The 17,566-nt window shown below is 59.4% G+C and carries 15 protein-coding genes; 3 read left to right on the top strand and 12 right to left on the bottom strand.

Translation table 11 applies throughout. The annotated features are described in order from the left end of the window. Positions 1-855 (bottom strand): amino acid ABC transporter substrate-binding protein, encoded by an 855-nt coding sequence (locus O9H32_RS04000; protein ID WP_269864559.1) that lies wholly within the window; start codon positions 853-855, stop codon positions 1-3. Positions 856-1,059: 204 nt separating this feature from the next. Continuing rightward, positions 1,060-2,310, bottom strand: coding sequence for an MFS transporter (locus O9H32_RS03995; protein ID WP_269864557.1), 1,251 nt, complete (start codon positions 2,308-2,310; stop codon positions 1,060-1,062). A gap of 292 nt (positions 2,311-2,602) precedes the next feature. Between O9H32_RS03995 and O9H32_RS03990 the strand changes: the two genes are divergently transcribed. Then, the gene (locus O9H32_RS03990) at positions 2,603-2,956 is read left to right on the top strand and encodes a DUF3243 domain-containing protein (RefSeq protein WP_269864556.1); all 354 of its coding nucleotides are present in this window, start codon (positions 2,603-2,605) and stop codon (positions 2,954-2,956) included. Between the two features lie 198 nt (positions 2,957-3,154). Here the strand turns inward: O9H32_RS03990 and O9H32_RS03985 are convergent, their stop codons facing one another. The 3 genes from O9H32_RS03985 to O9H32_RS03975 all read right to left on the bottom strand — a co-directional run bounded on the left by O9H32_RS03985 (position 3,155) and on the right by O9H32_RS03975 (position 5,342). Next, positions 3,155-3,652: a metal-dependent hydrolase gene (locus O9H32_RS03985; protein ID WP_269864555.1), complete on the bottom strand. Its 498-nt coding sequence runs from the start codon at positions 3,650-3,652 to the stop codon at positions 3,155-3,157. Between the two features lie 122 nt (positions 3,653-3,774). Next, on the bottom strand, positions 3,775-4,725 hold the full coding sequence (locus O9H32_RS03980) for an alpha/beta hydrolase (protein ID WP_269864553.1): 951 nt from the start codon (positions 4,723-4,725) through the stop codon (positions 3,775-3,777). Between the two features lie 17 nt (positions 4,726-4,742). Next, entirely contained in the window at positions 4,743-5,342 is a 600-nt protein-coding gene (locus tag O9H32_RS03975) for a TetR/AcrR family transcriptional regulator (protein ID WP_269864551.1), read from the bottom strand. Between the two features lie 186 nt (positions 5,343-5,528). Here O9H32_RS03975 and O9H32_RS03970 point away from each other — a divergent pair, with 186 nt between their 5' ends. Further along, positions 5,529-6,731 (top strand): glycine-rich domain-containing protein, encoded by a 1,203-nt coding sequence (locus O9H32_RS03970; RefSeq protein ID WP_269864549.1) that lies wholly within the window; start codon positions 5,529-5,531, stop codon positions 6,729-6,731. Positions 6,732-7,009: 278 nt separating this feature from the next. Here O9H32_RS03970 and O9H32_RS03965 read toward each other — a convergent pair whose 3' ends face one another. Together O9H32_RS03965 and O9H32_RS03960 are read right to left on the bottom strand one after the other, a co-directional pair. Continuing rightward, complete coding sequence (locus tag O9H32_RS03965) at positions 7,010-7,378, bottom strand: hypothetical protein (RefSeq protein ID WP_269864547.1); 369 nt, start codon at positions 7,376-7,378, stop codon at positions 7,010-7,012. Positions 7,379-7,854: 476 nt separating this feature from the next. Next, the gene (locus O9H32_RS03960) at positions 7,855-8,436 is read right to left on the bottom strand and encodes a pyridoxamine 5'-phosphate oxidase family protein (protein WP_269864545.1); all 582 of its coding nucleotides are present in this window, start codon (positions 8,434-8,436) and stop codon (positions 7,855-7,857) included. Positions 8,437-8,643: 207 nt separating this feature from the next. On the opposite strand from O9H32_RS03960, the gene O9H32_RS03955 reads away from it, so the two are divergent. After that, positions 8,644-9,450, top strand: coding sequence for a glycerophosphodiester phosphodiesterase (locus O9H32_RS03955; protein ID WP_269864542.1), 807 nt, complete (start codon positions 8,644-8,646; stop codon positions 9,448-9,450). 244 nt (positions 9,451-9,694) lie between these two features. Here O9H32_RS03955 and O9H32_RS03950 read toward each other — a convergent pair whose 3' ends face one another. From O9H32_RS03950 to O9H32_RS03930, 5 genes are all read right to left on the bottom strand, one after another. After that, positions 9,695-10,510 carry a hypothetical protein gene (locus O9H32_RS03950; RefSeq protein ID WP_269864540.1) on the bottom strand — a complete coding sequence of 272 codons (816 nt, stop codon included), beginning with the start codon at positions 10,508-10,510 and terminating at the stop codon, positions 9,695-9,697. 184 nt (positions 10,511-10,694) lie between these two features. Beyond that, the gene (locus O9H32_RS03945; protein WP_269864537.1) at positions 10,695-11,831 is read right to left on the bottom strand and encodes a sensor histidine kinase; all 1,137 of its coding nucleotides are present in this window, start codon (positions 11,829-11,831) and stop codon (positions 10,695-10,697) included. 114 nt (positions 11,832-11,945) lie between these two features. After that, on the bottom strand, positions 11,946-12,515 hold the full coding sequence (locus O9H32_RS03940) for a chemotaxis protein CheB (protein ID WP_269864535.1): 570 nt from the start codon (positions 12,513-12,515) through the stop codon (positions 11,946-11,948). Between the two features lie 27 nt (positions 12,516-12,542). Next, complete coding sequence (locus tag O9H32_RS03935) at positions 12,543-13,376, bottom strand: CheR family methyltransferase (protein WP_269864533.1); 834 nt, start codon at positions 13,374-13,376, stop codon at positions 12,543-12,545. Between the two features lie 3 nt (positions 13,377-13,379). Next, complete coding sequence (locus O9H32_RS03930) at positions 13,380-17,528, bottom strand: response regulator (RefSeq protein ID WP_269864532.1); 4,149 nt, start codon at positions 17,526-17,528, stop codon at positions 13,380-13,382. Between the last annotated feature and the right edge of the window lie 38 nt (positions 17,529-17,566).

Here is a 17,566-nt window from a genome sequence, read left to right as displayed (position 1 = left end):
TTACTTGGACACATCCTGCCCAAAATATTTTTCCGAAATCTTCAGGTAAGCGCCGTCGCTCTTCATATCGGTCAGCGCTTTGTTGATCGCATCGCGCAGCTCCGTGTTGCCTTTGTTCAGGAGCAGGGCGCTCGGCGTTGCTTCCGTCGTCTCGTCCACTACCTTGATCGCCACATCCGGCTTCTGCTTCTTGAGGTCGAGGTACGAGAGGCCGTCGTTGATCGTGGCATCGATACGCTTGGACATGAGCAGGTCGATCGCCTGGTTGAAGCCGTCCGTCTGCACGATCTCGGCACCGTTCGCCTTCGCGATCTCGGTGAGGTTGCTCGTCAGCGACTGGCCGGACTTCTTGCCTTTGAGGTCCGCGAGCTTTTTGATGTCCTGGTTGTCGTTATGTACGATAAGCACCGCTTTGGAGACGATATACGGGTCGGAGAAATCGTACTTCACCTTGCGGTCTTCCTTGATCGATACTTGGTTCGCGACGATATCAAAACGCTTTGCATCGAGGCCCGCGAACATGCCGTCCCATTTGGTCTCGATGAATTCGGCCTGAACGCCGAGCCGCTTCGCCACTTCCTCCGCGATCTCCACGTCGAATCCGGTCAGCTTGCCGTCCTTATCGTGGAAAGTGAACGGAGCGTAGGTGCCTTCCGTACCGACACGCAGTTTGCCGTTCTTCTTGATCGTCTCGAGCGCATTGGCTCCCGCCGCAGGGGCCGGGCTGCCTTCTTTCGCCGTTCCTTCCGGTGCGGTCGTTCCCGTGCCTGGTGCCGGATTCTTCGTTCCGCAGGCCGTCATGAGAAGCGTGAGCACTGCCATCAGCAGCACGACGGATGTCCATTTTTGTTTCATAGCTTACGTCCTCCACATCAGTTTCTCTGTAGTTTGCCAAAATCAGCCGCACCTCATGCTGAAAAACAGGCTATTGGCATCTTACCACTGGTCGAATTTGCTCGTCAAACCATTCTTACACTCCCCACCGGAATAGTCCGACTTTGAAAGGGTTTTTGATGCCTTTCTGCGGCTCCATCCGGAACGCATGACTCCGCACCGGACTCACGACAGGAGGTCGGTGCGTTCCCGGACAGCGGCCTGCTGCGACGCCGCCCGGAGAAGGGTACGGCTGCGCCAGGCCTGGAAGCAGGACAAGAATGCCGCGGCCGCCAGCAGCACCGCGCCTACTGCGGCGAATACCCAGCGGCTGCCGAGCCAGATGCCGAGCGCGCCGCCCGCAAGGGGACCGAGCAGCCCGCCAAGCTGGTTGGCGCTCGAGGTGAGCCCGAACGAGCGGCCCCGGGAGCCCGCATTCGTGTGCCGCATGATCAGCGTGTTCACGGTCGGCACGATGCCCGCTAGGAACAGGCCGTACGCGAACTGTACGCCCGAGAAGATCAGGGCGGACGGAACCAGCGCCTGGAGGGCCATCAGGCTCCCGGCTCCCGCCAGACATACGGGCAGAATACGGCGCCCTCCCCAGGCGGCCTCTCTGCGGCCCCACCATGGCGATGCGAGAATGCCGGCCGCCCCGGTCAGCGCGAGCACGATGCCTGAGGTCAGGGCCGCGTCCTTCATCCCGCCCTGGAGCTCGGCCAGATGGAGCGAGAGGACCGGCTGAATCGTATTCACCGCGAGCTGGTACACGAACAAGAGCCCGAGCAGACCCAGCAGCAGGGGGCTGCGGATCCAGTGCCTCAGCGTCGATGGCGCCGCCGTCCGGTCTGCGTCCTCCTCCTCCGTCATCGCATCGCCAGGGCCAGCGCCCGCGGGTGCTTCCTTCACGAACAGGATGACGGCAGCCGAAGCCAGTCCCACGATAAGGGCCGCGGCTGCGAACGACGGCCTCATGCCGAAGGCCGAAGCGAGCACGCCGCCGAGCAGCGGCCCCAAGATGCCTCCCGACATCGCTGCCGCCTGCATGAGTCCCAGCGCTTCGCCGAGCTTCTCCTTCGGCGCCGTCGAAGCGACCAGCGCCATGGAGGCCGGTATGAAGCCGGCAACGAAGCCGTGAAGCAGCCGCACCCCGAGCAGCTCCCAAGGGCTGCGGACCACAGTGAACAGCACATAAACCAGCACCAGGGACAAGCCGGCCCGCACGATCATTTTGCGCTTCCCGTAGCGGTCCGCCAGAATGCCCCACAGGGGACCCATGACCACGCCCACCAGGAATGCGGCAGACAGCACCACTCCAGCCCACAGATGCACCTGCGCCCCGGTCACCCCGAGGTCGAACAGGAACAACGGCAGGAAGGGCACGCACATCGTATAGCTCGCCGAGCACAGGAGCACACCCGTCCACAAAATCCACATATTTCGTTTCCATCCGGTCATAAGCCGCCCCCGCCCTCTATCCATTTCCCCACGCCAAAAATGGAGGCACTCTCTCCCTTACGGAAAGATTGCCTCCAGTTGTCTGGTCAACAAGCTTTAAACCCACTTCACAACCCGGTATACACTCCATTCATAGTATGCTCCCCGTTCCGTGTTGTCAATAGAGACAGACCTTTGATTCATATCCCGGACAACCCGGTTAAGTAGGTCTTGTGCAGGAAGGACATCACTCCCTCACCTGCAAGACGATACCCTCAAGGAGGCGTTACAAATGTCCTTACAGCAGAATCATGTCGTTGACAAGAACGGTAACTTATCCCCGGACCGGGTAGACAATGCTCTGAATACCATGGATCAATCCCGCAAGGACGAGATTCTCCAGAATTTCGATTCGTTCAAGAGCTATCTCGCCAAGCGGATCGAGATGGCCGAGCACATCGGCCTGAACGAAGAGCAGCTGGCCGTGCTCGCCGAGAAGGTGGCCGGCTACCTAGCATCCCACGAAGAGCCGCGCAACAGCGAAGAGAAGCTGCTGCAGGAGCTGTGGAAGGTAGCGGATAAAGACCGTCAGCACGCCCTGGCCCATCTGCTCGTCCGGCTGGCTCAGTCTTCATCATCCAAGTAAATCCCGGCAAGTGAATTCCGCTCAAGTCAAGGTCGGCGTATAACCCGGCTTACCTATGCGGACAGATCCGCAGCAGGGCCTGCGGTCCTCGCACAGCAATCAACACGAAGAACGCTGCATTCCCCATCGAGTCGCATAAGGGGGAGGCAGCGTTCTTCGTGTGTTCGGACATCCTGCGGCTCTGCGGCCGCCTTCCTTCTACAATTGAAAATAATAGCGGACAGGCAGAACGAGGGAGACGATGCACAGCAGATAGCGGATGGCCGTCTCCATCTCCGAGCCCGTATCCACGGCCAAAAACTTCGGCACGAGGCGGAATTTGATCCGCAGCGGCCACAGGAGTTCCACACCCTGTTCGTTCAGAAGATCGATCAGCGGATGGGACGCATAGGCCAGCATGAAGCACCAGAATAATGGCGCCGGGAGCGACAATGACAAAGCGAACATCGCCGCCATGAACAGGATCGAATGCGTCATCGTCCGGTGCCGCACCTTCAGCAGGCGCAGCGCGGCGGATAACGGGAAGATGACTTTGGCCATCGTCGATCCCTTCTTGTCTACATCGGCAAGCGGCCCAGCTATACAGCCGATCATCAGTCCGGCAGCCGATTCCCAGGAGAACACGGGCATGTGGAAGTGCATCAGTACGTATTCGGCGGCCACAAGCCCGGCCGCACTGTGTGTTTTTTGCAGCATGGTCTTTCGATTCTCCCCAAGTCATCGGGCATTCGCCCGGTCTTTCTGCGCAGCACCATCCATTATACCAAACATATGATCCCATATCCAATGATTTCTATATATAGACAGGCGCCCCGCCATTAACCGCGCTTGGGCCGTCCTGCCGTCCGCTCTTGGATGAAGGTGCCGGCGCGCTCTATGGCAAGCGCGCCCTCCGGTACCATCGCAGCCAGCTGCTGGAAGACACACCACATGCCCTCCCATACTTCCAGCGCCGCCTCGGTCCCAGCCTTAGCCGCCTGCTGTGCGAACGCCTCGCACTCCCCGAGCAGCACTTCCTCGCCGCCCACTTGAATCAAAAGCGGGGGCAGCCGCCTTAAGTCTTGAGAGAGCGGCGATAATGCCGGCGGAACGAGCCCCACTCCTCCCGTATACGCCTGCGCGCAGCGCTTCGAGCTGTCCAGCGACCCTGTCGGATCCCGGTCCGCCCGGTTCACGTAGGTTGGGCTGTCGTAACGGACAAAGTCCGTGTGCGGCGACAGCAGAAGGGCCCCCGCCGGCAGGGGCTCCCCTGCATCGCGCAGAGCGAGCAGGGTCATGAGCGCTAGCGTGCCGCCGGCGGAATCCCCTCCGATGACGACGGATGCCGCCGGAATTCCGCTGCCGAGCAGCCACCGGTAAGCTGCCATGGCATCCTCCCCAGCTGCCGGGTACAGATGCTCCGGCGCTAAGCGGTACGCCGGTACGAGGACCCGCGCACCGCTTGCGCGGGAGAGCCGTGCCGCCAGATCCCGGTGGGTCGCGCACGATCCCGCGATGAACCCTCCTCCGTGCAGGTAGAGCACGACGGGCGCATCCTCAGCCTTTATCCCGTGCGAGGTGACCCATTCGGCAGGAACGGGGCTTCCCTCCGCCCTCTCTGCCTCCGCCCCCTCCAGCGCGGGAAGAGCGGCGATGGCCGCCTCCTCCGCCTGGCGGATCTCGGACACGGTCCGTCCCTCCCACCGAAATTGATCCCTCAAGTGCTGCTTGATTCCCTGGAGGTATGCCGGATCCGATACGGACTTCATATCGCTTCTGAGATATGTCATGCCTTCCCGCCTCTCCTTCATGAATGGTAAGTGCCGTGCGTCTCCCCGAAGACGTCCAGGAACAGCTCACCGAGCCGTCCCTTCTCTACGCCAAAATGATCCGCCCACGCATCGGAGAAGCACAGGTAGGCGTACAGAGGAACCACGCCGGTGAAGAATTCGGCTACCAGCCTCTTCTGCCGGTCATCGTTGCAGGGCGCCTCCTCTTCGGGCCTTCCCTCTTTCTCCAGCATCGCTTCGACTATTTTAAAAATCACGGGGCTGCGTTCCGACTTCTTGAGCGAATCGATGAACATAATCCGGATGAGGTCCTTATTGCGGAAGGCAAATGCCTGATAATGGCCGGTCAACCTTCCGGCCAGGTCCTGCGGCTGCGAACCGTCCCCGCTGCCTCCGGCTGTCCGGAGCAGCTCCTTATACTCCCCGATAAAATCCCCGAACAGCACCTCCAGAATCTCCTCTTTGCTCTTGAAGTGGTAATAGATCAGCGACTTGGGCACGCCGGCCGTCTTCGCCACCTGATCCACTCGCGCTCCCTCAAAGCTGTGTTCGGCAAATACCGTGACGGCCGCATCCAGAATTCTCCGTCGGGCATCGGGCTGATGGGCACGCGCCATAATTCACCCTCCCTTTCTCCAATCCAGGATTAATACTGACCATTCAGTATTAATTGAATCATACCAGGTGAATTACTGTTTTGTAAATAGATGGAATGCACTGTCCAGTACCAAAAACTGGCAAAAATCCTGCTTCTTCTGGAATATGTTACAATGGAGGCATCCCTCTAGCCAAGGAGGCTACCTATGCTGCCGATGATTGTCATTTTGTTTCCTCTTCTATTCTTTCTTGTTTTTGCTCTCATTGCAGCCAAAGCAGCTTCCAACCAGCGGCGTTACATGCGCCAAGGCCGGTTTGAAAGAAGAAGCTTCGGAGGCTCTCCCCCCTCGAAGCCAAGGCGGCCCGCACCCGCCCGCCTGTCCTACAAAGCTTCACCGCTGCCCGCCGGACTCGGCCTGCAGCCGGATAGTCCGCTCACTCCTGCGGCGGCTAGACTCGAAGACGCGCTTCGCGGCAGCTATACGGAGAGACTGCGCCAGAGAGTCATGAGCCGCAGCCCTCAGATGACGGGCGCCGAATTCGACTGGACCTTCCTGGAGCTGAAGCGGTATTTTCTGATGACCGCCGTGCTGCGGGATGTGCCGATGTTCAGCTCCAAGGTGGACGATATCTGGCATGAGATGCTGATGTTCACCCGCGAGTATCAAGCCTTCGGCGAAGTATTCATTGGCTCGACGATCCATCATGCGCCCCATACCGGGGGACAGCCGGATCCCGGAGGCCGGGCCTGGTTCGACTGGGTGTATGCGAATCTATTCGTGCATACGCCGTATTCCGACCGGATCTGGGGCCCCTTCTTCCGCCACCCGCTCCCCTCTGCCCTGCTTGCGGAGCTGCGGTCGGCCGGGGAGGAAGAGCTGGCCGGCCGGCTCTTCAACGGCAAGACAGCGGGCCGCTATCCCGAAATCCGTGAAGCGGCCTGGCAGCTGGCGGCCCGGGCCCGCCGGCAGGCGGTGAAGCCAGGGGACGGCGAAGCATACGAAACCGCCCGGCCGGCTTACCATTCTTCGGACTATATGCCCTACCTCGCCGGCGCCTTGATGTTCTACTCAGCGGCGGAGCTCATCGACTTCGACGAGCTGATGGGCGGAGAGATCGCCGAAGAAGAGGCCCAGCGGCGGGAGCAGGACCAGTCCAATGCCGGCTCGGGAGGCACCTACGGCGGCCCCTATGACGATGGGCCGCATGAGCCCGGCGGCGGAGACGATAGCGGGGGGAACGGCGGCGGTGGAGACTCTGGCGGTGGAGACTCTGGCGGCGGGAGCGACGGTTCATCCTGTTCTTCGTCCGGCTGTTCTTCTTCCTCCAGTTGTTCCTCCTCCAGCTGTTCCTCGTCCAGCTGCTCTTCCTCTTCGAGCTGCTCCTCCGGGTGCGGCGGGGGAAGCTGAGGAGGCCTCACGGTGCAGATTCCCGGCATCGCGGGAAGTAGCCCGCCGGCGCGTCACCGAGCAGCGAGCGCTTGCGGGGCGGGCGCCTCACAGCAAGGGGCTGTCCCAGAAGTGTTCCCAGCAGATGGGAACAACCCAAAAACGACCTCAAAATCCATTGTTAAGTGGAGAAGGAGGTCGTTTTTATCGTTGAAATCCTATTCAAAGTGGGAATCAAAAATCATTACATGCCTTTTGGGACAGCCCCTTGCGGCAGTAAGGCCGGCCAGCCGGCAAGCTCACCCCTTGCGGCGGGCGTCCTTCACTCCGGCCTCTCTGCGCGAAGAGCAGATGCGGTTGGTCAACCGGATCCGCTCCACCTTAAGCTCCCGGATTCTGCGCTGCAGCACCGCGCGCTGTTCCGCCGGCACCGGTTCCCGCAGCTGCACGTGAAGCTCCAGCAGCCGCATATTCAAGGCATCGAACTGACGCCACAGGCTTTCCCTCAGCGCTGCCTGTTCCTCCCGCCGTATGTGGCCCCGGTGCGAACGGAGCGTCCCTAGAATATCAGCCTGCCAAGCCTCATCCCCGCAGGCCTTCGCAAAATTGTATAAGTCCAGGTAATCGTCCATCCATGCCCTCTTCCATCCGCTGCTCTCCCCGCTCATCCCGCCGAACCTCCCCCATAAAACATATTTTACCTAGTATTATACTCGGAATTATGTCTTTTGCAAGCCATAGTCTTTCTTTCTCCTTCCGACAAAACTAGTGCTTTTTCCACAAAGGAGTAAAGCCTCGGCCCGACGAATTGTTAACGCAGCGTAAAATCACACACATCTTTTTGTAAACTTCAGCATATACTGGGTTGTTACGTTTATGAAGGAGGCGATTGCCTTGTTTTCACAAGAGGATATCATTACCATCCGGCTGGCTGTCCTGTTCTTCGTCGCTCCGATTGTTGCCATTTGCGCCATGTTCGCCCTGACCTGACAACCCAAGAAGCATCTGTCTTTATACAACACCGCCGCAAACAACAAAACAGCAGGCCGCCCGATTCACGGCAGCCTGCTGTTTTGTCATGACGATGCAGTAAACCTGCGGAGCACTTTCAGGGAAGGACGCCGAAGCGCTTATCGCTTATGACTCAGGAGCTCCGCTGCCCTTCTTCCTCCCGGAACCGGTCCCCAAGCGGGGTGGGCAGACCGTCCAGACTCCGCGTATTCTTCTCCCGCAGGTACGCATCCACGCCCTCCGGACCTTTGACCTCCGCCCACTTCTTCAGCGTCTCCCGGTCGCCCTCATACCGGTAGAGGGGCACGCCGTACCCGCAGGAGGTCTGCACCTGATAGACGTCCGCACGGATGATCTGCCTTACTCCGGGCATCTCCCCGAAGAGGGGAGAGAGCCTGCCCCACGCCGGCGAACCCGGCAGCACGCACTCCCCTTTGCCGTACAGTCTCAGAATGTTCGGCGCGCCGTCGAAGGCACAGAACATGACCGTAATCCTCCCGTTCTCCTGCAGATGGGCGCTTGTCTCATTCCCGCTCCCCGTCAAATCCAGATAGGCGATTTCGTTTGGCGACAGAATGCGGAACGCATCATAGCCTTTGGGCGAGAGGTTCACATGTCCTTCGCCGCCGAGCGGGGCCGAGCCTACGAAGAACATCCGCTGCTTTGAGATGAATTCCCGGTGCTCCGGGAGGATGGATTCGAACGATTTCCCCATATCAAGTTTCCTCTCTTCTTCCGATAAGATACCCATATTATACCACGGGAAGCTGCCCATGGAGCTTGTTAAAAAAGTGTTAGCAAGGCGGGCCCAAAGTCGTTCCCCTTCTAAATCTTTCCTAAATTTTCTATGGTATCTTGGGTTCGTGAGGCCGCTCCCGGGAAACCGTAAACGGGTGGTTTCACGGAATGGAGGAGAGGCCCCTTGCACAAAACACTGCTTCTGCTGACCCTGCTGCTCACCGCAGGCCTGACCGCCGAGCCGCCTGCGGCAACGACGCGGATCGTAACATACGACCAAGTGACCGCTCACAGGGGAAGCTCTGCGGCAGCGCCGGAGAACACGCTGGCTTCGATCCGGCAGGCCATCCTTGATGGCTCGGGTTATGCCGAGATTGATGTGCAGGAGGCCGCCGACGGCGTGGTGATGCTGATGCACGACGACAGTGTCCTCCGAACCACAGGGATCGACAAGCCCATCTGGACGCTGACGTCCGCCGAACTGAAGAACGCCAGCGGCGGAGCCTGGTTCCACAAGCGCTTTGCATCCGAGCGCGTACCGACGCTGGATGAAGCGCTGCAGGCCGCCAAGGATAGGATCCGTCTCAACATCGAACTCAAGAACAACGGCCACGGCCGCCGGCTCGCCGAGGAAACCGTACGTCTGCTCCAGCTTCACGGTGCCGTCCGCGAGTGCACGGTCACTTCCTTCGACAAGTTGCTGCTCGCCGCGGTCAAACGCCTGGACCCGCAGATCAAAACCGGTCTGATCGTAGGCGAGAAGCCTGCGAGCATGGAGAGCATCCTTCGGGACAAAAGCTACGACGTCGTCTCCATCGCCTACCCGCTGGTGGAGGAGCCGTTCGTGAAGGAAGCTGCGGCATACGGCAAGGAAGTATACGTATGGACGGTGAACGACCCGGCCCAGATGAAGCGTATGCTGAAGCTCGGCGTCGCCTCCATCATTACGAACCATCCGCAAGAGCTCGTCCGCCTGATCCGGGCCCGGTAGAGACCCGCCGCAGGCGTCCCCTCTTCCGGCAGACTCCTTTCGGAAGACCATTCGTACGGACGCGCTCTCCGAGAGGGGACAAGACACGTAGAGCCCCTTTTTTCGATATAATCACAAGAGGGCTGACGCCACCTCCTGTAGAGGTGCTATCAGCCCTTTTCGTCCGGCACGGGCGTGCGCATCAAAAGATACTCATCACGGACAAGTTTGACTATCACGCCTTTTTAACGGTTGGATCTTGTCTCTATCCTTTATATGTAATCACGCGGCCGCCGCTATAGCTGCTTGTAATCACCCAGCCTGCCGGAATGGGAGAGGTATTCAAGATCATCATACTTGCCCCAACCCTAGCTCCATTGGCATTGGCGATCATAAATCCATTTCCATAAAAATTGGTAATCACCCAGCCTGCAGGGATAGGCGAAGTATTCGAGATCATGAGGTTTGCTCCAAAAGGAGCGCCGCCCGCATACGTGATGATGAATCCATTTCCCATTAACGCATTGGTAATCACCCAGTTTGCTGGAATGGGAGATGTATTCGCAATGGTGATATTAGCTCCAAAAGCTGCGCCGCCCGCATATGTGATGATGAATCCATTTCCACTTAGCGCATTGGTAATCACCCAGTTTTCTGGAATGGGGGATGTATTCGCAATGGTGATACTAGCCCCAAAAGCGGCGCCGCCCGTATACATGATGATGAATCCATTTCCCATTAACGCATGGGTTATCACCCAACCTGACGGGATCGGCGAAGTATTGGCAATCGTTATACTGGCTCCATACCCCGCTCCACCGGTATACATGATGACCATCGTGCTAGTGTAGTAGGCGGTAACAACCCAGCCTGCCGGTAGCGCGGATCCTTTAGGAACCTCTTGTCTTGTGCCATAGGCTGGGTTCGTTGGGATCGCCAGCGCGTTAGGGGAAGAGGCGATGGATTGCGGGGCAGACGCCTGAGATGACACTCTGATGTCTGCCGCTTGAGTAGGAAGTGCGGCGGAATGCATGGAGACCAGCAGTACACCTAGGGCGGAAATGATACCTTTTTTCAACAAAATAGATGACCTCCATATGAATAGTAACTTGCCAATCTGTATAACTATATCAATTCAGTTTATTTATGTAAACGCGAACATAGATGAATAGATGCTATGCTGAGCTCTAATCCGGTTCACTCTCCCTGCGGCACGCCAAACAAGCATGGAAGTCATCCACGCCCGTCCGCTGTTCTATGTAATGTTAACTCCCCATTCGCCTGGACTGAAGCATCACCCGGAACTTCGTTCCGACTCCGGGCTCGGAGGATACCTCGATCCGCCCCCTGTGGCGCTCCACAATTCCTTTGACCGTTGCCAGCCCCAGTCCTGTCCCTTCGTACCCTTGGGCATTATCGAGCCGCTGGAAGGGGTCGAAGATCGAGGGGATATCCTCCGCTTTCATGCCGATCCCATTGTCCTCTATGACGAACGCCACTCCCTGCTCCGTATCTGCCGTGTCCCCGTACACCCGGACCCGCGGCGGACAATCCGGCCGGTGATACTTGACGGCGTTGCCGACGAGGTTCAGCAGAAGCTGGTACATCTGGGTCGGATCCGCTTCAACCACCGGCAGAGGCTCCTGCTTCTCCACGCGCCCTTCCGTCTGCTTCAAGCGGCTGCCGAGATCGGCGAGCACATCATCGAGCACCCGGTTGAGATCGACCTCGGCGAGCTGGCCCGGCCGGGCGTTCGTCTCGGAGAACCGGAGAATGTCCGTGATGAGCGAGGTCATCCGCTGGGCCGCATCCGTGATATGCGAGAGATACTGCTTGCCTCTGGGACCCAGGCCTTCGCCGTGCTTGGTCTCCATCAGCTCGCAGAGTCCCGTGATCACATTCAGCGGATTCTTAAGATCGTGCGAGACGACCTGGGCGAACTCCCTCAAGCATTGATTGCTCCGCTCCAGTTCGGCCTGGATCTGCTCCAGTTCTTTTTTCTTCCTATTCAGTTCGAGGAACACCTTGACCTTGCTGAGCAGAATGTCGGTATCCACCGGTTTGAACAGGTAATCGACCGCGCCCGTCTCGTATCCCTTGAACACGCTCTTGTCTTCCTTATTGATCGCCGTAACGAAGATGATCGGAATGTTCTTCGTCTCCTCGTTCATGCGCAGGAGCTCGGCGAGCTCGAAGCCGTCCATCTCCGGCATGTTCACGTCGAGCAGCAGCAGAGCAAAGTCGTGGCGCAGCGTAAAGGACAGCGCCTCGTTCCCGCTCTCCGCCGTGAAGACCTCGCAGCCGAGCGTCCGCAGCGTTCGCTGCATGGCATATAAATTTTCCTTGCGGTCGTCTACAACCAGTATTTTGGTATGAGCTTCCCGGTTTCTCTCGGTTCCCATGACCGTGTCTCCCCCTTGGCGAATCGGCATGTGGACAGCTGTGGTGCCAAACCCTATACTGCCTATCCGTCGGTATAACCATTCATGCGCAGCCAAAGGCCAAAGGATGCCCCTCTAGCTCTGCGCCAGCCTGCCAAGCAGGCTTCCTATGCCTTCCAGAGGCAGAATATAATCGGCGTTCACTGCCTCGATGGCGGCCTTGGGCATCGCCGTGTACTCCGCTTCCTCCGGATCCTGGACGACGGTCAGCCCCCCTGCTTCCGCAATGCGGGCGAGACCGGCGCTGCCGTCCCCGTTCGCACCGGTGAGTACGACCCCGATGCACCCCGGCCCATAGACGTAGGCGGCACTCTCGAAGAGCACGTCGACCGAGGGCCGCGAATAATTGACGCGCGGGTCCACCGACAGGCTTAAAGTCCGTCCCTCTTCGACGAGCAGATGATACCCGGCAGGCGCCAGGTACACGCAGCCGGCTTCGATCTGCAGTTTGTCCACCGCCTCGCGCACCCGGATCCGCAGCGAGCTGTCCAGGGCTTCCGCCAGGAACCCGTCGCTGCCTTCGAGCAGATGCTGTACGACCAGTACGGGCAGCGGGTAGTCCGCCGGAAGGCAGCCCAGCAGCACGGACAGCGCTTTGAGCCCGCCGGCCGACACGCCGACGACAACCGTTTCGTACCGCTTCACGCTTCCTTCCCCCCTCCCATTGCTCCCTTAGGTCCCCGGAAGCATCTTGCGGAAGATCCGCCACTTCGGCACCACCGCTTCGAACTGGTCCCCGTTATCGGCAAAATCCATCGACTCCTTGCTCCCGAGGCAGAGGAATCCGCGGTGATTGAGGCTCCGCCCGAACAATCCGAGCACCTTATCCTGCAGATTGCGGTCAAAGTAGATCAATACATTCCGGCAGAGAATCAAATGCATCTCCCCAAACGATTCGTCCGTGACGAGATTGTGCTGCGTGAACACGATGTTCTTCCGGAGACTGTCGTTCATCTTCGCCATACTGTACTTCGCATGGTAGTAATCCGAGAAGGAGGTCCGGCCGCCGCTCTTCTGGTAATTCGCCGTATATTTGCGCATGATCTCCTGTGAATAGATGCCTTCCTGCGCAGCAGCAAGCGACTCCGCGTTCATGTCGGTCGCATAGATCTGCACCCGGTCATAGAACCCTTCCTCCTGGAGCAGGATGGCCATCGAGTAGACTTCCTCCCCGGTAGCGCAGCCCGCATGCCAGATCTTGACGAACGGATACGTCTTCAATACGGGAATCACCTTCGTGCGCAGCTCGTAAAAAAACTCGGGATCGCGGAACATCTCCGTCACGGTAACCGACATGTCCAGCAGAAACCGATTCAGGAAGGCTTCATCGTAGAGCACCTTCGGAATGAGGTCGACAATGCGCTCCGCTCCGGCTTTCTGACGGATATGATGCAGCCTGCGCATCAGCGAGGAACGGGCATAGCCCCGAAAATCATACCCGTACCCCCGGTAAATGGCCTCGAGCAGCAAATCCACTTCGATTTTCTCCATTTCCTTGGCATCCATGGGTTACACCGAGAGCCACACGCGGATCAAGGACAGCAGCTTATCCGTATCGACTGGCTTCGTCATATAATCATTGGCCCCTCCTTCGATGCTTTTCTCCCGGTCCCCCGTCATGGCCTTGGCGGTCAGCGCAATAATCGGCAGAGCCGTATGCCGGGGATTCGCCCGGATATGCTTCATGGCCTCGTAGCCGTCCATCACCGGCATCATGATGTCCATGATGACCAGCTCGATGCCTTCCTCGCTCTCGAGCTTCTCGAGCGCCAGCTTGCCGTTATCGGCCATCACCACGTTCAGGCCGTGCTGCCGGAGCACCTTCGACAGAGCAAAGGTGTTGCGCAGGTCGTCATCGACCAGAAGCAGCTTGCGCCCCTTCAGCGACACGTCCGCTTCCTGCATCGTCCGCATCGCCTGCCTCTGATCGGTCGGGAGCGTGCGCTTGACGCTGTGCAGGAACAAGGATACTTCGTCGAGCAGCCGCTCCGGGGAGTTGACCCCCTTGATCACAATGCTGTCCGTGAAGCGGCCCAGCTCCTTGTATTCTTCCTGGGTGAGCTCTTTGCCCGTATTGATGATGACCGGCGGCAGCGGCTGATCTCCCTTGCCCACCAGCTTCTGCAGCATCTCGAAGCCGGTCATATCCGGCAGCTTCAGATCCAGGATGACGCAGTCATACGCCTGCGTCTTCAGCCGGTCCAGCGCATCCTGGCCGGAATAGACGCTGTGGATCTCCACATGCTTGCCCCTCAGCAGCTCCTGGATCGCCTTCTGGTTGCCCGCGTCGTCCTCGACGACGAGCACCTGCTTGATTGGCTCCTGCAGAGCCTCCTCGAACCGGGCGAAGACGCCTTCGAGATCCTCGGCGGCCGCGGGCTTCGGCAGGAAGCCTACCGCCCCCTTCTTCAGCGAGGCTGCGCTCTCGTCCCGGCCCGAGATGATGTGCACGGGAATGTGCCGGGTCTCGCTGTGGAACTTGAGGTGATCGAGCACCTTGAGTCCATTCATATCCGGCAATCCAAGGTCCAGCAGCACGGCGGCAGGCACATACTGCTTCGCGAGCTGCAGAGCGCTGAAGCCGTCTCCCGCCGCGAGGCACAGGAAGCCCTTCCGGCGGGAGAGATCCATGAGCACCTGGGCGAACTGGGGATCGTCCTCGACGATCAGCAGCGCCTTCTCCGCCCCCTGCCCCCCGATCGCCTCGCGGTCGTCGGGGATGAAGACGCGGGCAGGCTGTGGCGGGAGAGGCTGGGCCCGGTCCGGAGCTGCGCTCTGCTCAGCCGCCCCCCCGCTTGGGGGCTGCACCGCCCCGGAAGCCGTATAGCCCTCCGCATCCCCCGGTGGAGCCTCTCCCTCGGCGCCGTAGGGCAGGTAGAGGGTGAAGGTGCTGCCTTCCCCCTCCCGGCTCTGCAGCTGAATCTCGCCGCCGAGCAGCTTCGCCAGCTCCCGGGAGATCGTCAGCCCGAGCCCGGTGCCGCCGTATTGGCGCGAGGTGGAGCCGTCCGCCTGCTGGAAGGCCTCGAAGACCGCCCGCAGCTTCGCAGGCGGGATGCCGATACCTGTATCCCGCACCTCCATGGCGACCGTGCGGCCGGCCTCCAGGCCTCCGTTCAAGAAGCGGGTGCCTGGAGGCGCCGGATAGATCCGGACCGTCACCGTCCCTTGGGAGGTGAACTTGAAGGCATTGGAGAGCAGGTTCTTCAGAATCTGTTCGGTCCGCTGGCCGTCGGTGACGATCGTCTCCGGCAGACCCGGATCCAGCTCCAGCTTGAACCCGAGTCCCTTCTCCTTGGCCACATGGCCAAATCCGTTCTGCAGATGCCCTAGAATGCTGCCGAGCCGGACCTCTTCCCTATGAATATCCATCTTGCCGGCCTCTACCTTGGAGAGGTCGAGAATATCATTGATCAGCGTAAGCAGGTCCATCCCGCCGCCGTGAATAATCCGGGCGGATTCCACCTGGTCTTCGGTGAGATTTCCTTCATCGTTGGCCGCGAGCGACTTCGCCAGAATGAGCAGGGAATTCAGAGGCGTCCGCAGCTCATGCGACATATTCGCGAGAAACTCGGATTTGTACCTGCTCGCGAGCTCCAGCTCCTCCGCTTTGCGCTCGAGCTCCGTCTTCGAGTGCTGAATCTCCGTATTCTGCCGCTCGATATCCGCCTTTTGCAGCTCGAGGTAGTTCGTTTTCTCTTCGAGCTCCTCGTTGATCGCCTGCAGCTCCTCGCTTTGGATCTTGAGCTTCTCCTCCGAGAGCTTCAGCATCCTGGTCTGCTCTTCGAGCTCCTCGTTCGCCGTACGCAGCTCTTCCTGCTGGGTCTGCAGCTCTTCGGCGAGCTCCTGCGATTCCCGGAGCAGCTCTTCGGTCCGCTGGCGGCCGATCACGCTCTGGATGATGACGCCGAGCGACTCGGAGAGCTGCCGCAGCAGATCCTGCTGGATCCCCGTGAACTCGCGGAAGGTCGCCAGCTCCAGTACCGCCACTACCTCTTCCTGGAACAGTACGGGCATGACCAGGATCGTCGTGGGGCTGGCTTCCCCGAGGCCGGAAGTGATCCGGACATAGTCCTCCGGCACCCCTCTCAGCAGAATCGGCTTCTTCTCCAGGACGCACTGTCCGACCAGGCCTTCGCCCGGCCGGAACCGGTTCGAGAGATGCTTGCGCTCCAGATAGGCATAGCTGCCGAGCAGCACATAAGAGGGAGCGGAAGCCGCCGCCCGGCCCTGCTCTTTCACATAGAATACGGCCTGCCCGGCTTCCACCAGGGAAGCAATCTCGGAGACCAGCATCGACACGAGCGCCTGCAGGTCCGTCACCCCTTGGGAGAGGCCCGTCAAGCGGGCGAGCTGCGTCTTCAGCCAGAACTGGCGCTCGTTCTCCGCCTTCGTCTCTTTGAGCGAGGCCAGCATCTGGGAGAGGGCCAAGCTGAGCCGGTCGCGCTCGGATCTTGGGACAATCGAGAGCTCATACTCTCCCCGGGAGATGCGGTCGGCCTGGACGATGACGTCCCGCGTGCTGTCCACCATTTGATTGAAGGCCTCCGTAAGATCGCCGAACTCGTCACGGGACCGTACCTCCACCCGTACTTCCGTCTCCCCCTGCAGGATGAGCTCGGTAGATTGGCGCAGCTCCCGGATTTGCCTGAGCAGCATACGCGATACCGCCAGGATGAACAGCACGGACAGCCCGATAATCACAAGATTCAGCATCACCATGAAGATCAGCGAGGCGATAGCCTCTTTCTTCATCCGCTCCAGAGTAGAGAGGAGCAGCTCGGAGAATCGGATTTCTACTTCTTTATAGAGATCGATCTTCTGGGTGGATGCCGTGTACCACGCGGCAGGATCGATACCGAGCGGCTTGTCCGCCCCGGTGGCCAAGGCAGACTTCACCATCCGGTCCACTTCCGTCACCGGCTCCCCCCGGACGGTGGCCTGGAAGAACTCTTCGATCTCGGCGGGAGCGAACGAAGTGAAGATACTGTAATACAGCTCTTGTTCGCTTCTAAGAACATGGGCTTGGACTTCCAGATCCTTGTTCATGATATTATCCGAGAACACGTGATTGAACAGCGTCCGTTCGCGGCTTGCGACATACTTGCTCTTGGAGAGGTTAATGTAGGCGGACAGCATGTTGCTGACCTCCATATTCGTTCCCGAGTGCGTGATCGCTTCCATAGCAGAGAACAGTGCATCCATCAGCAGGCGGTAGTAATCCAGGGCTTCGCTCTCGGTCGTCGACTTCGCATCGATGCGGGCCCTTTCTTCCTTGAGCCGCTCGAACAGCCCGGCCGCCTTCGACAGGCCCGTCTGGAAGCCGCTGCCCGAGCCGGCCTGCCCGGTCTCCGGGAGACTGTCCTGCAGGACGCCCATGACGCGGTCCGTCTCGATCCGCTGGCTGTTCATCGCGCTGGAATCCACGGCAGACTGTGTACCGTAATAGCCCGCTACCAGGCTCCGCTCCTTCTGGAGCTCGTGGACCACATCATTGATCCGCACCGCCATACCGGTCAGCGTCTGAAGCTCCGTCGTGGCACGGGTATTGGCGATTTGGCCGCTGATGGCCGTCACCGTGAAATACAGCACCCCCAGCATCGGAATCAGGATCATTAGCATGAGCTTGCTGTTGAGTTTGGCATTCTTGATCCACTGCATGATCGGCGCCTCATTTCGTTCGTAAATCTTCCTTATTA

This window comes from Paenibacillus caseinilyticus (assembly GCF_027533645.1).
GTDB lineage: Bacteria > Bacillota > Bacilli > Paenibacillales > NBRC-103111 > Paenibacillus_G > Paenibacillus_G caseinilyticus.
This window is presented reverse-complemented; position numbering and strand designations above follow the sequence as displayed.

Coding starts and splice junctions, on each gene's coding strand:
- O9H32_RS03930 (WP_269864532.1), bottom strand. CDS start 17,528: ATGCAGTGGATCAAGAATGCCAAACTCAACAGCAAGCTCATGCTAATG.
- O9H32_RS03935 (WP_269864533.1), bottom strand. CDS start 13,376: ATGGATGCCAAGGAAATGGAGAAAATCGAAGTGGATTTGCTGCTCGAG.
- O9H32_RS03960 (WP_269864545.1), bottom strand. CDS start 8,436: ATGGGGAAATCGTTCGAATCCATCCTCCCGGAGCACCGGGAATTCATC.
- O9H32_RS03995 (WP_269864557.1), bottom strand. CDS start 2,310: ATGTGGATTTTGTGGACGGGTGTGCTCCTGTGCTCGGCGAGCTATACG.
- O9H32_RS03945 (WP_269864537.1), bottom strand. CDS start 11,831: ATGGGAACCGAGAGAAACCGGGAAGCTCATACCAAAATACTGGTTGTA.
- O9H32_RS03985 (WP_269864555.1), bottom strand. CDS start 3,652: ATGCTGCAAAAAACACACAGTGCGGCCGGGCTTGTGGCCGCCGAATAC.
- O9H32_RS03970 (WP_269864549.1), top strand. CDS start 5,529: ATGCTGCCGATGATTGTCATTTTGTTTCCTCTTCTATTCTTTCTTGTT.
- O9H32_RS03975 (WP_269864551.1), bottom strand. CDS start 5,342: ATGGCGCGTGCCCATCAGCCCGATGCCCGACGGAGAATTCTGGATGCG.
- O9H32_RS04000 (WP_269864559.1), bottom strand. CDS start 855: ATGAAACAAAAATGGACATCCGTCGTGCTGCTGATGGCAGTGCTCACG.
- O9H32_RS03980 (WP_269864553.1), bottom strand. CDS start 4,725: ATGACATATCTCAGAAGCGATATGAAGTCCGTATCGGATCCGGCATAC.
- O9H32_RS03990 (WP_269864556.1), top strand. CDS start 2,603: ATGTCCTTACAGCAGAATCATGTCGTTGACAAGAACGGTAACTTATCC.
- O9H32_RS03965 (WP_269864547.1), bottom strand. CDS start 7,378: ATGAGCGGGGAGAGCAGCGGATGGAAGAGGGCATGGATGGACGATTAC.